The sequence below is a fragment of the Actinophytocola sp. genome, from assembly GCF_050699935.1.
GTDB lineage: Bacteria > Actinomycetota > Actinomycetes > Mycobacteriales > Pseudonocardiaceae > Actinophytocola.
This window is the reverse complement of sequence record NZ_JBOHGB010000087.1, coordinates 1-12,569: the sequence shown is the minus strand read 5'-3', so window position 1 is coordinate 12,569 and position 12,569 is coordinate 1. Positions and strand designations below refer to the sequence as shown.

Sequence of the window (12,569 nt, the reverse complement as noted above, 5' to 3'; positions counted from 1 at the left end):
GAGATCAGCCCTGCAGCACCGCCAGCGCGGCGTCGTGCACGTGGCCGTTCGAGGCGATGGCCGAGCCGTGGTCGAAGCCAGGCCGGCCCGACAGGTCGGTGAACGACCCGCCCGCCTCGGTCACCAGGACCTGGACGGCCGCCAGGTCCCACGCGTATGCCACCGGCTCCACCGCCAGGTCGAGCACGCCCTCCGCCACCAGGCAATGCTGCCAGTAGTCCCCGAACGCCCGGCTCTCCCAGCACTCCGACACCAGCGCCAGGTACCGGTCGAGCGCCGGGCCCCACGTGTTCAGGTCCGTCGTGGACAGGTACACGTCCGAGAGCGACCGGACGCCCGACACGCGCAGCGGGCGCGGCGCGGCGCCACCGAAGGAGCCGAACGCGCCGGCTCCCTGCGACGCCCACCACCGCCGTCCGAGCGCCGGTGCCGACACCACGCCGACCACCGGAGAACCGGCCACCACCAGCGCGATCAGCGTCGCCCACGTCGGTCCGCCGCGCAGGAAGTTCTTCGTCCCGTCGATCGGGTCCACGATCCACGTCCGGTCCGCGCCGAGCGTGCCGCCCCGCTCCTCGCCCAGGATCCTGTCGTCCGGGCGCGCCGCGGCGAGCCGCGAGCGCACCGCGTCCTCGACGGCCGTGTCGGCGTCGGTCACCGGGGTGCGGTCAGGCTTGCGGTCGACCACGAGATCGTCCGCGCGGAACCGGGCCATCGTGATCTCGTCCGCGGCGTCGGCCAGTCGCAACGCGACGGAAAGATCATCAGCGTGGGTCGCCATAGCGGCATGCTGTCACGCCTAGGCTTGGCGTCGTGAGCGAGCTTGCGAGCAAACCACCGCCACAGGGCGACCGTGAGCGGCGGTACCGAGTCTGTGAGGGGGTGTTTGTTCGGGGAGCTTGCGGAGCGAGCCGTTCGACACGGGGCGACCGTGAGCGGCGGCACCGAGCCTGCGAGGGGGCGTTTGTTCGCGGAGCTTGCGGAGCGAACCATCGAGCACAGGGCGACCGTGAGCGGCGGTACCGAGTCTGTGAGGGGGCGTTTGTTCGCGGAGCTTGCGGAGCGAACCATCGAGCACAGGGCGACCGTGAGCGGCGGCACCGAGCCTGCGAGGGGGCGTCGTGAGCGTGGTGCTGCTGGCCGAGGACGACGCGGCGATCGCCGATCCGCTGTCCCGCGCCTTGAACCGGGAGGGCTACGACGTCCGCGTCGTGGTCGACGGGCACAGCGCGTTCGACTCCGCGAACGGCGGCGGCTACGACCTGCTCGTCCTGGACCTCGGGCTGCCCGGCATCGACGGGCTGGACGTGTGCCGGCGGCTGCGGGCGGCGGGCCGTGGCATCCCGGTGCTGATGCTGACCGCCCGGGCCGACGAGGTCGACTTCGTCGTCGGGCTGGACGCGGGCGCGGACGACTACGTCGCCAAGCCGTTCCGGCTGGCCGAGCTGCTCGCCCGGATCCGCGCGCTGCTGCGGCGCCAGGCGCCCGGCACGATCGAGGTCAACGGCGTCAAGATGGACCTGGCCGCGCGCCAGGTGATCGTCGACGGCGACGAGGTGACGCTCGCGAACAAGGAGTTCGAGCTGCTGCGGGTGCTGATCCAGCGTGCCGGCCAGGTCGTCACCCGCGAGGAGATCCTCGGCGAGGTGTGGGGCGGCCCCGAGCTGCGGACCAGCAAGACGCTCGACATGCACATGTCGTGGCTGCGCCGCAAGCTCGGCCACCGCGCCGGCCGGATCGCGACCGTCCGCGGCGTCGGCTTCCGCTTCAACACCGAGTAAGCCGTGCGCCGCCGCGTCCTTCTCGCGATCCTGCTGGCCGTCGCCGTCACCGCGTGCCTGCTGGGTATCCCGCTCGGCTACACCGCGACGGCCATCGTCGAGAGCGTCACGCGCGAGGACCTCGCCGGCCGGGTCCGCCAGATCGCGGCGATCCTCGACGACGAGGTCGCGCGCGGCAACGAGCTCGACCTCAGCAGCGTGCAGCTCGCCGTGCCCACCGGTGGCCACCTGCTGGTCACGCTGCCCGACGACGGCCGGGACCTGACGTTCGGGCCGGAGCTGCGGGGCGACACCGTCAGCGAGGAGGTGCCGATCGTCCAGCACGGCACCGTGCGGCTCTCGATCGACGCCGGGCCGATGCGCACCACGCAGACGCAGGTGGCGCTGCTGGTGGTGCTGGTCGTGGTCGCGACGATCGGCATCGGGTTCCTGGTCGCGAGCGTCACCGCACGCCGGCTGGCCCGGCCGATGCGGCACGTCGCGCACCGGGCGTCCCGGCTCGGCGCCGGCGACTTCCGGCTCGACCGCACCCGCTACGCCGTGCCCGAGCTGGACTCCGTCGCCGAGGCTCTGGACGCCTCCGCGACCGCGCTCGCCCAGCTCGTGCAGCGCGAGCGGGAGCTGGTCGGCGACGTCTCCCACCAGCTGCGCAGCCGCCTGACGTCGTTGCAGCTGCGCATCGAGGAGCTCACCTCGGTGCCCGACGAGGAGGTCGCCCGCGAGGCGCGGGCCGCGTTCGAGCAGGCCGAGCGGCTCGCCGACGTGCTCGACGAGCTGATGGCCGCCGCCCGCGAGGCCCGGGCGGTCGGCGCCGAGCCGGTCGACCTGGGCGTCGAGCTGCTCGGCATCGCCGACGAGTGGCGCGCGCCGCTGCGGGCCGAGGGGCGCACGCTCAAGCTCAGGCTGCAGGAAGGCCTGCTGGCGAAGGTCTCCTCGGCACGGCTGCGGGAGGTCATCGGCGTGCTGCTGGACAACGCGCTGCGGCATGGCGCCGGTCCGGTGACGCTCGCCGCACGCGGGGACGGCTCGGGCACGGGCGGCCCGTCGGTGGTCATCGAGGTGTCGGACACGGGCAGCGGCGTGCCCGACGAGCTGGCCGAGCACATCTTCGAACGCGGGGTGTCGGGCGGCGGCTCCACCGGCCTCGGGTTGGCGCTGGCCCGCGCGCTGATCGACTCCGACGGCGGCCGGCTGGAGCTGTCGACCAAGCGGCCGGCCACGTTCACCGTGTTCCTGCCGGTGCCGCGCGCGGGCGACGTGCAGGGCGTGCGCTGGCCCGCGGAGAAGTCCCCGCGCTAGGCGGTGAGGGTCAGGCCGAACAGGGTCCAGTCGGTGAGCACGTGCGCGCCCGTCGGGACCCAGATGGTCTTCGTCGTGACGTACGCCACCAGCAGTACGACGCGGGCGGAGCCGACCACGACGAAGCACTGCACGATGTTCCAGTCGTAGGTGGGCAGGTGCGCGGCGCCGAAGACCAGGACCGTGCCGAGCGAGGCGAGCACCACGGCGGTGCCGCGGGACAGCTGGCGGCCGTGGTGGAGCCAGTGCAGCAGCGCGAGGAACGGCAGCAGGCCGAGCAGCTCCTCCCCGAACAGCTGCGGCATCAGGCCGAGGAAGATCAGCAGGCGGTCGAGCGTCGACATCTCCCGCAGCGCGGTGCCGAGCGGGTTCGGGGAGAAGCCGGCGACCTGGGCCAGCAGTACGCCGAGGGTCAGCAGGACGAGCACGCAGAGCACGGTGAACAGCACGATCCAGCCGAGGTCGCCACGCCGGAGCGGGCGCAGGATCTCCCGCCAGTGGCGGGGCACCACGATGATGAAGACCGCCAGCGGGATCGCCGCGAAGAGGACCGCCCGGACCCACACGCCGAGGATGCCGGGCAGGGGCACGGCGGCGAGCGCCGCGTACCCGGCCGCCAGCCCGAGCATGACGACCCACCAGCGCCCGCCGGTGACGAGCGCGGGCCTGCCGTCGTAGAACGGGAAGTCGGTCGCGGCCACGGTGCTCAGGAGTGGCCGAACTCCTCGGCCGGGTCGTCGGACATGGGCGTGCTGCCCCGGCGACGGCTGCCCAGCTCGTCGGGGAACACCCAGCGTCGGAAGGCCCAGAACCGGAAGAACATCGCGAGCAGCATGCCGATGATCGACCCGCTCGCGAAGTCGGCGATCTCCTGGACGAGCCGCGAGACGTGCGGCTCCTCGAGGTGGAGCCAGTAGCGCGAGAGGTACAGCGGGGCGGAGTTGAGCGCGACCCCGACGCCGCTGATCAGAAAGAACAGCGCGGCCTCGTGGTGGCGCTCCCGACCGCCGCGGGTGCGGAAGGACCACTCGCGGTTCAGCACGTACGACACGATGGTCGCGATGATGATCGCGATGATCTTCGCGGTGACCGGCTTGTCCTCCAGAATGGACAGTTTGAGCAGGTACCAGATGCCGTTGTCGATCAGGAACGTGGTGCCTCCGACCACGGCGAACTTCAGCAGTTCGCGGTGCCTGATGAGCACGGAACGCACGGGTTCGGGAACCCGGGCCAGGACGGAGTCGACCACGGTCACGTCCGCAGTCTACGGAGCAGTGACCCCCGGCTACCGGCAGCATCGGCGGCGCTGGCCGCGCTGACCGGCTTGGTCTCGTTCGTCCGAAGCCGCCCGTGCGGAGCGTCGCGGACCGGGTCCTACCGGCCGCCGCCGAGGATCCAGTCGAGCAGCCCACCGAGCCCGCCACGCCCGGATGGAGGCGGCGAGGACGGCCCGGACCGCTCCGGTGGTGACGAGGACGGCGGCCCGCCCGGCTCGGTGGGCGGGCTCGGCGGCCGAGTCGACGTGGTGGGTTCCGCGGTCGAGGACGCTTCGCCGGACGCCGGCTCGCTCGACGTCTCGGCGGAGCCCGACGCGGGCTGCTCCGACCCGGGTGGCTGCCCGGTCGGCGGTTGCCCGCTGGGTGGCTGTCCGCTGGGTGGCTGCCCGGTGGGTGGCTGCCCGGTGGGTGGCTGCCCGGTGGGTGGCCCGGGCGGCACCAGGATGCCCGGCGGGACCGGCCAGAGCCAGCCGCGCAGCCGGACGACCTCGCTGTCGCGCGCGGAGCCGAGGATCGCGGCCACGTGCACGTCCCGCGGCTTGCCCGACCGGTCGCGGGCCTTGACCGGCCAGGGGTCGGGGTGGAGCTCGAACAGGGTCGTGAGCGTCTCGCCCGGCGCGATGCCCGCCGTCGTGGTGCAGGTGGTGCCCCCGCCGACCGTGCAGGTCATCTCATGATCGGAGTGGATCAGCTGGGCCGGCTGGTCGAGGGTCACCGTGATCGGCTTGGCGCTGGTGCCGGTGTTCTCCGCGCGGGCTTCGAGGGTCGGGTGCAGCCAGATGCCGGGCAGCAGGCCGAGCCACTCGGCTTCAGCCTCCAGCACGACGGCGTCGACCGCGGCCGGCGGCCGGACGTCGACCCGCACGGCCACCCGGACGTTGATCGTCGATCCGGCCGAGACGGAACCGGTGATCCGGCCACCCGTGCTGCCCTCGGCGGCGACGAGGCGGAAGAGCAGCGTGACGGACTCGCCCGACCGCAGGCCCTGCCCGCTCGAGCAGTCGACGGTGCCCGAGCCGCCGGGACACGCCACCGTGCCCGCGCGTGCCGCGTTCAGCCGCAGCATGGGCTCGTGCCCGAACCGGTCACCGGCCGGGATCGCCGTGACACCGGGCGGCAGGTTCAGCGTGGCGGTCACCGGCTCGGACGTCGTCTCGCCGCTGTTGCGCACCGTGATCGGCAGGTCCGCGGGCTCGCCGCCGGCAACCAGGGCGACCGGCTCGGACGGCAGGGTCGCGGTGAGGTTCGGCGGGGCGGGCGCCGGCTCGCCCGGCTCCGGTGCCGGCTCCGGTGGCGCGGGCGGGTTCGGCTGCTGCTGCGCCGGCGGCTCGTTCGGCGGTGGCGCGGGCGGTGCGGGGGGAGGTGCGGGCGGCTCCGGCTGTGCGGGTGCCTGCGTCGGAGCGGGCGGCTGCTGCGTCGGCGTCGGCGCGGCGGCCGGGACCCGTGATTCGCCGCCACCCGCGGTCAGGCCGACCGCGATCACCGCGGCGAGCACCACCCCGGACGCGGCGACGCCGAGGAACTGGCGAGGCGCGGACCCCGCCGCGCCCCCGGCCCCGCCGGCCGCGCCACCAGCGGTGGCCGCGGCGCCGGCGGCGGTGAGCGCGCCACCCTTCGACGCGACCGCGGCCAGGTAGCCGGCCGCTCCGACACCGAGCACGAGCGGTGCGACGAACCCGCGCATCGCGCCGTTGATGTCGGCCAGCTCGGCGGCCAGCGCGCGGCACCGCTCGCATTCGTCGAGGTGCGCCTCGACCTGGGCGCGCTCCCGCTTGGCGAGCCCGCTGCGGGTCCAGGCGCCCAGCCGCTCGGCGGTTGCCCGGCAGCGGCGCTCGGTGGTCTCGGCGAGGTGTACCTGCAGGTAGGCCTGCCGCAGTCCCTCGCGGGCGCGGTAGGCGAGCGCGGACACGCCGTTCGGGGTCAGGCCGAGGATCGGTGCGACCTCGCCCGGCGACTGGCCCTCGATCTCGGTGTGCCAGAGGACGGCCTGCCAGCGCTCGGGCAGCCGCGCGAACGCCTGCGCGGCCAGCGACCGCTCGAGCCCGGCGACGGCCGTGTCGGAGAACGGCTCGGCCAGCTTCGCGCCGCCCGCGGTCTCCACGTCGTCGGACAGCTCGATCCGGCGCTCGCGGCGGGTCCGGTCGTACGCGGTGTGCCGCAGGGCCGTGAGCAGGTACGCGCGGAACGCCGAGTCGGGCCCGCGGCCGGCGCGGAGGGTGTCCAGGACCTTGGCGAACGCCTCGGACACGAGGTCGTCGGCCTCCGCCGGGGAGCGGCTGAGCTGGCGGGCGAGGTTGTACGCGGAGGCGACGTGTCGTTCGTAGAGAGAGCCGTAGGCCGAGACCGTGCCCTTGCGCACCGCGTCGATCAGCTCCGCATCGCTTGGCCCCTCGATGTCGGCTGGAACGGTGGCCACGATCCTCCTCAACTTCGCACGTGTCTCCCCCGACCCGGCCGATCAACGAGCCGGATTCACGAAGGACACGATCCCGGGCATAGTGTGACGGATCCCGCCGAATGCGCACGACTCGATCACCGGAATGGCGGTAGGGAATCGCCTCCCCGGCGCAACCGCCGGCAGTTCACCCGAACGGCGTCACCGCTGCCGAGCCTCGGCGTTCCTACCTCGAACGACGGCGTCGGACAGTGGGGAGACCAAGTGACAGTACGTGCGGCCGGGTGGCGCTCGTACCGTGGCGACGCCGACGGCAACGGTCATGAGCTGCGGCGGTTGCGGGCCCGCTGGCGAACCGCGAGCATCGCGGCAGGCTGGCGCTTCCCGAGCGACTGGGGGCTGCCCGAGGTCGACGCGGTCTGCTTCTCCGCCGTGTGCCGGTCCGACCTGACCGGGGCGCTGACGAACCTCAGCCGGGCCCGGGCCGAGGCCGGTGTGGGCCTCAACGAGACCCTGACCGACCTCGCCGCGCTGCACGCCGTGCTGACGAGCCCGGAGAACGAGAGCGGCCTGATCGCCACCGACCCGGATGCCGCGCCGACCTCACTGGTTCGTGCGGCGGCCGTGGCCTGGGCGGACGCCTCGTGCGGCGAGCTGCGCAAGGTGGAGGCGACGGAGAACCTGACGCGCCTGGCCACGCCCGCGTATCTGCGCACGCGGCTGGGCGAGGTCTACCGGCAGGCCGCCCGGAACGGCGTCGAGGTGGCGGCGCGGCACTCGCTGCTCACCGTGCGGCTGGACCTGTCGTCGGTCGTGGGCTGGCCACGCCTGATGGCGATGGTGGTGGTCGCCGACGTGCTGCGGGACGTGTTCGACGGCGGGGAGAGCGTGGCGCTGCTCGGCCCGTCGGTGGCGGCGGTGCTGGCGACGCGGGAGCCGGCGTTCGGGGACCGGGCGCTGAGCGCGGGCTGGCTGCTCACCGAACGCATGTCGGCCGACCCGCACCTGTCGTCGAGCCGGCGGCCGGAGCTGCGGGTGGAGCGGCTGCCGGGCTCCCTGGAGGAGGCCCGGGCCCTGCTGCGGCGGGTCGGCCGCGCCTGACTTTCTGTGGACAACCTCGCGGGTTGTGGACAACCCGGCCGGCCGGGCAGGGCGGCTCGATCGGTCGTCGCGGGGCCGTGGTTTCCTTGCGAACGTGAGCGAGACCGTCCGTGCCACCCCCGCCGTCGACCCCGCTGTCGAGGGCGACGGCGGGCACTGGCTCGCGCGCTCGTCGCGCCGCCTGTTCGCCGACCGGACCGCCGCGCTCGCCCTGTTCGCGATCCCGGCCGCCATGCTGGTCGCGGGCGTCGTCAGTTGGGTCATCGACTGGCGGCTCGGCGTCGACTCGGCGGTCTACCGGTCCGGCGCGCTCGCCCTGCTGACCGGGGAGCCGTTGTACGACAACGACTTCCTGTCCGCCGAACCACCCTGGGCGCGCCTGCCGTTCACCTACCCGCCGACCGGCGCGCTCCTCTTCGTCCCGCTCGCGCTGTTCCCGACCCAGGTGTCCTGGGGCGTCCTCGCGGCGATCTCCGTGCTGGCGCTCGCGCTCGTCGTCCGCGTCGGCATCCAGACGCTGCCGAGCCGGCCGGCCTGGCTCACCCCGGCGCGCACCACGATCGTCCTGACGATCCTCGCGCTCGGCATCGAGCCGGTGTGGCGCACGCTGTTCCTCGGCCAGATCAACCTGATCCTCATGGCCCTGGTCGTCACCGACGTCCTCGTCCTGGGCACGGTGACGGGCCGGGCACGACACCTCGGCGGGGTTCTCGTCGGCGTCGCGGCGGCGGTCAAGCTGACGCCGCTGATCTTCGTCCCGCACCTGTGGCTCATCGGGCGCCGCACCGACGCGGTCCGCGCGCTCGGCACGTTCGTCGTGCTCCAGGCGCTGATCTTCGCGATCATCCCGCACGACTTCACCCGCTTCTGGACGGTCGCCGTCACCGACCCGGCGCGCACCGGCCCCACGTTCTGGGCCGGCAACCAGTCGCTCAACGGGCTCGTGCTCCGGCTGAGCGACCTCGCCCCGTGGGCGCTCGCCGCCGCCATCGGCATCGGCGCGGTGCTCGCGGTCCCGGCCGTGCACCTCGCCCGCCGGTTCCACAATGCGGGCCGGCCGCTCGCGGCACTGCTCGTCACGGCGTTCTTCGGGCTCCTGCTCAGCCCGGTGTCCTGGTCGCACCACTACGTCTGGGTCGTGCCGCTGATCGTGCTGCTGCTGTCGAGGCTGCCCGACCACCCCCGCGTACGCGACGTCGCCGGCCTCGGCGCGATCGTGCTCGTGTTCGCCAGCTGCGTGCTGCTGATCATGCGTACGTCCGACCCGTCGCGCCCGCCCGGCGTCAAGCCGGAGCTCGAGTGGACACCGCCGGAGGTCGTGCTCGGCAGCGTCTACCTGCTCGTCCCGCTCGTGCTCGGCACCGTGCTGCTGCTGCGCCTGCTCCCGCGCGGAAGAGGCAGGTGAGGCATGGACATCCGGACCGGCTTGCCGATCGTCGGCATGGTTGGCGGCGGTCAGCTCGCCCGCATGACCCAGCAGGCGGCCATCGCGCTGGGGCAGTCGCTGCACGTGCTGGCCACCTCGGCGGACGACTCGGCCGCGCAGGTCACGCCGAATGTCACCATCGGCTCGCACGAGGACGTGGGGGCGCTCGCCTCGTTCGCCGCCGGCTGCGACGTGGTGACGTTCGACCACGAGCACGTACCGGGTGAGTACCTCCGGGTCCTCGTCGAGCACGGCGTGGTCGTCCGGCCGGGTCCGGACGCGCTGCTGCACGCGCAGGACAAGCTCGTCATGCGCGACAAGCTCGCCTCGCTCGGCCTGCCGGTGCCGCGGTTCACCGCGGTGTCCGAAGTGGACGACGTGGTCGTGTTCGGCGACAAGCACGGCTGGCCCTGCGTGCTCAAGGCCGCCCGCGGCGGGTACGACGGCCGCGGCGTGTGGCTGCTCAACGGAGTCGAGTCGGCGCGCGATCTCGTGCCGCGGCTGCTCGAGTGGGGCACCCCGTTGCTCGTCGAGGAGCGGATCTCGATGCGCCGCGAGCTCGCCGCCGTCGTCGCCCGCTCGCCGTTCGGCCAGGGCGGGTGCTGGCCGGTGGTCGAGACCGTGCAGGCCAACGGAATCTGCGTCGAGGTCCTCGCGCCCGCGCCCGGCCTCGCCGAGGATGCGGCGGCACGCGCCCAGGAGCTGGCGCTGCGGATCGCCGCCGAGCTCGACGTCGTCGGCGTCCTGGCGGTCGAGCTGTTCGAGACCGGCGACGACGGGGCCGGCTTCGTGGTCAACGAGCTCGCCATGCGCCCGCACAACTCCGGCCACTGGACCATCGAGGGCGCCGCGACCTCACAGTTCGAGCAGCACCTGCGCGCGGTCCTCGACTACCCGCTCGGCATGACCGACCCGCGCGCGCCCGCGGTGGTGATGGCCAACGTGCTCGGCGCGCCGCGCCCGCCCGAGATGAGCGCGGACGAGCGGCTGCACCACCTGCTCGCCCGGTACCGGGACGCGCACGTGCACTACTACGGCAAGCAGGAACGGCCCGGCCGCAAGATCGGCCACGTCACCCTGCTCGGCGCGCGGATGGCCGACGTGCGGGAACGGGCCCGGCTCGCCGCGCACTGGCTCGCGCACGGCGAATGGCTCGACGGCTACGACATCCACGGGGGAGAGCAACCATGAGCACAACACCGTTGGTCGGCGTGATCATGGGGAGCGACTCGGACTGGCCGGTGATGCGGGCCGCCGCTGAGGCGCTGGCCGAGTTCGAGGTGCCCCACGAGGTGAGCGTGGTGTCCGCGCACCGCACCCCGCAGCGGATGCTCGACTACGCGCGCGGCGCGGCCGACCGCGGGCTGCGGGTGATCATCGCCGGCGCGGGCGGGGCCGCGCACCTGCCGGGCATGGTCGCGTCCGCCACGACGCTCCCGGTGATCGGGGTGCCGGTGCCGCTCAAGTACCTCGACGGGCTCGACTCCCTGCTGTCCATCGTGCAGATGCCGGCGGGGATCCCGGTGGCCACGGTCTCGGTCGGCGGCGCGCGCAACGCCGGCCTGCTCGCGGTGCGGGTGCTGGCCGCCTCGGACGAGAAGCTTCGGGTCCGGCTCGCGGAGTTCCGGGACGACCTCGAGCGGCTGGTGCTCGACAAGGACGCCGCGCTGCGCTCGAGCCTCGATGTGAGGTCGGACGACTCGGCGGACCCCGGCGTGAACGAGCGCTAACATCGGGGTGTTACGGACACAGGCGTGGAGGTGGCGACGTGGCGGGGCTGTACCGGCTGAGCGAGGAGCACGAGGCACTGCGGGAGGCCGTGCGCGCGCTCGCCGAGAAGGAGATCGCACCCTACGCCGCCGAGGTCGACGAGCAGGAGCGGTACCCGGCGGAGGCCCGGGACGCCTTGGCGCGCGCCGGGTTCAACGCAGTGCACGTGCCGGAGGAGTACGACGGCCAGGGTGCCGACGCGATCGCCGCCTGCATCGTGATCGAGGAGGTGGCCCGCGTCGACGCGGCCGCTTCGCTCATTCCGGCGGTCAACAAGCTGGGCACCCAGCCGATCCTGCTGTCCGGGTCGGCGGAGGTGCGCAAGCTCGTGCTGCCGTCGATCGCGTCGGGCGAGGCGTCGGCGTCCTACGCGCTGTCCGAGCGCGAGGCGGGGTCGGACACCGCGTCGATGCGCGCCCGCGCGGTGCTCGACGGCGACACCTGGGTACTGAACGGCACGAAGGCGTGGATCACCAACGCCGGCGAGTCCACGTGGTACACGGTGATGGCGGTGACCGACCCGAACGCGGAGAAGAAGGCCAAGGGTATCTCCGCGTTCGTGGTGCACAAGGACGACCCGGGCTTCTCGGTCGGGCCGAAGGAGCGCAAGCTCGGCATCAAGGGCTCGCCCACGCGCGAGATCTACTTCGAGAACTGCGTGATCCCCGCGGACCGCATCATCGGCGAGCCCGGCACCGGCCTCAGGACGGCCCTGCGCACCCTCGACCACACCCGGCCCACGATCGGCGCGCAGGCGGTGGGCATCGCGCAGGGCGCGCTCGACGCGACCGTCGCCTACGTGAAGGACCGCCGCCAGTTCGGCCAGCGGGTCGCCGACTTCCAGGGCGTGCAGTTCATGCTGGCGGACATGGGGATGAAGATCGAGGCCGCCCGCCACCTGGTCTACACCTCGGCCGCGGCCTCCGAACGCGGCGACAAGCGCGCCGGCTTCATCGCCTCCGCCGCGAAGACCTACGCGTCCGACACGGCGATGGAGGTCACCACCGACGCGGTCCAACTCTTCGGCGGCGCCGGCTACACCAAGGACTTCCCGGTGGAACGCATGATGCGCGACGCCAAGATTACCCAGATCTACGAGGGCACCAACCAGATCCAGCGCATGGTCATGGCCCGCGCCCTGCTCAAGGACTAGGTCGACGATCGTGCCCGGCCGACGCCGGGGCCGGAGTAGGTTTGGGGCCGCGGTGCGGATCACGAAGTACACCCACGCATGCGTACGGCTCGAGCACGACGGCCGGGTGCTCGTCATCGATCCCGGTACGTGGAGCGAGGCGTACGCGCTGACCGGCGCGGACGCGGTGCTGGTGACGCACGAGCACACCGATCACGTCGACGTCCTGCGCCTTGCCGGGCTCGGCGTGCCGGTCTACGCGCCTCGGGACGCGGCGATTCCGGGGCTGGAGGTCATCGGGGTGTCCGCCGGTGAGGAGTTCACCGCGGCCGGGTTCCGGGTGCGGGCGGTCGGTGGTCGGCACGCGGTCATCTACGGCGGCCAACCG

At 73.3% G+C, this 12,569-nt stretch carries 12 protein-coding genes; 8 read left to right on the top strand and 4 right to left on the bottom strand.

The window, feature by feature from the left end; all coding sequences use genetic code 11:
* Positions 1 to 4: 4 nt before the first annotated feature.
* A complete protein-coding gene (locus tag ACRDTB_RS24510) occupies positions 5 to 781 on the bottom strand; it encodes an inositol monophosphatase family protein (RefSeq protein WP_431433918.1) in 777 nt (258 codons plus the stop codon).
* Between the two features lie 340 nt (positions 782 to 1,121).
* Between ACRDTB_RS24510 and ACRDTB_RS24505 the strand changes: the two genes are divergently transcribed.
* A complete protein-coding gene (locus tag ACRDTB_RS24505) occupies positions 1,122 to 1,781 on the top strand; it encodes a response regulator transcription factor (RefSeq protein WP_431433916.1) in 660 nt (219 codons plus the stop codon).
* Between the two features lie 3 nt (positions 1,782 to 1,784).
* A complete protein-coding gene (locus tag ACRDTB_RS24500; RefSeq protein WP_431433914.1) occupies positions 1,785 to 3,080 on the top strand; it encodes an ATP-binding protein in 1,296 nt (431 codons plus the stop codon).
* Here the strand turns inward: ACRDTB_RS24500 and ACRDTB_RS24495 are convergent.
* The 3 genes from ACRDTB_RS24495 to ACRDTB_RS24485 form a co-directional block, all read right to left on the bottom strand.
* Complete coding sequence (locus ACRDTB_RS24495) at positions 3,077 to 3,781, bottom strand: CPBP family intramembrane glutamic endopeptidase (RefSeq protein WP_431433912.1); 705 nt, start codon at positions 3,779 to 3,781, stop codon at positions 3,077 to 3,079. The two genes, ACRDTB_RS24500 and ACRDTB_RS24495, sit on opposite strands and share 4 nt — an antisense overlap.
* Before the next feature lie 5 nt (positions 3,782 to 3,786).
* A complete protein-coding gene (locus ACRDTB_RS24490; RefSeq protein WP_431433910.1) occupies positions 3,787 to 4,335 on the bottom strand; it encodes a GtrA family protein in 549 nt (182 codons plus the stop codon).
* Positions 4,336 to 4,454: 119 nt separating this feature from the next.
* Complete coding sequence (locus ACRDTB_RS24485; protein ID WP_431433908.1) at positions 4,455 to 6,773, bottom strand: sigma-70 family RNA polymerase sigma factor; 2,319 nt, start codon at positions 6,771 to 6,773, stop codon at positions 4,455 to 4,457.
* Positions 6,774 to 7,016: 243 nt separating this feature from the next.
* On the opposite strand from ACRDTB_RS24485, the gene ACRDTB_RS24480 reads away from it, so the two are divergent.
* From ACRDTB_RS24480 to ACRDTB_RS24455, 6 genes are all read left to right on the top strand, one after another.
* Positions 7,017 to 7,853, top strand: a complete 837-nt coding sequence (locus ACRDTB_RS24480) for a GGDEF domain-containing protein (RefSeq protein ID WP_431433907.1) — start codon at positions 7,017 to 7,019, stop codon at positions 7,851 to 7,853.
* A gap of 94 nt (positions 7,854 to 7,947) precedes the next feature.
* Positions 7,948 to 9,258 (top strand): glycosyltransferase 87 family protein, encoded by a 1,311-nt coding sequence (locus tag ACRDTB_RS24475; protein ID WP_431433905.1) that lies wholly within the window; start codon positions 7,948 to 7,950, stop codon positions 9,256 to 9,258.
* Between the two features lie 3 nt (positions 9,259 to 9,261).
* Complete coding sequence (locus ACRDTB_RS24470) at positions 9,262 to 10,470, top strand: 5-(carboxyamino)imidazole ribonucleotide synthase (RefSeq protein ID WP_431433904.1); 1,209 nt, start codon at positions 9,262 to 9,264, stop codon at positions 10,468 to 10,470.
* The gene (purE, locus tag ACRDTB_RS24465; protein ID WP_431433902.1) at positions 10,467 to 11,009 is read left to right on the top strand and encodes a 5-(carboxyamino)imidazole ribonucleotide mutase; all 543 of its coding nucleotides are present in this window, start codon (positions 10,467 to 10,469) and stop codon (positions 11,007 to 11,009) included. The genes ACRDTB_RS24470 and purE overlap by 4 nt, the downstream gene beginning before the upstream one ends.
* 47 nt (positions 11,010 to 11,056) lie before the next feature.
* Positions 11,057 to 12,202, top strand: a complete 1,146-nt coding sequence (locus tag ACRDTB_RS24460) for an acyl-CoA dehydrogenase family protein (protein ID WP_431433956.1) — start codon at positions 11,057 to 11,059, stop codon at positions 12,200 to 12,202.
* Between the two features lie 52 nt (positions 12,203 to 12,254).
* A partial coding sequence (locus tag ACRDTB_RS24455) for an MBL fold metallo-hydrolase (RefSeq protein ID WP_431433901.1) occupies positions 12,255 to 12,569 on the top strand: 315 nt, incomplete at its 3' end.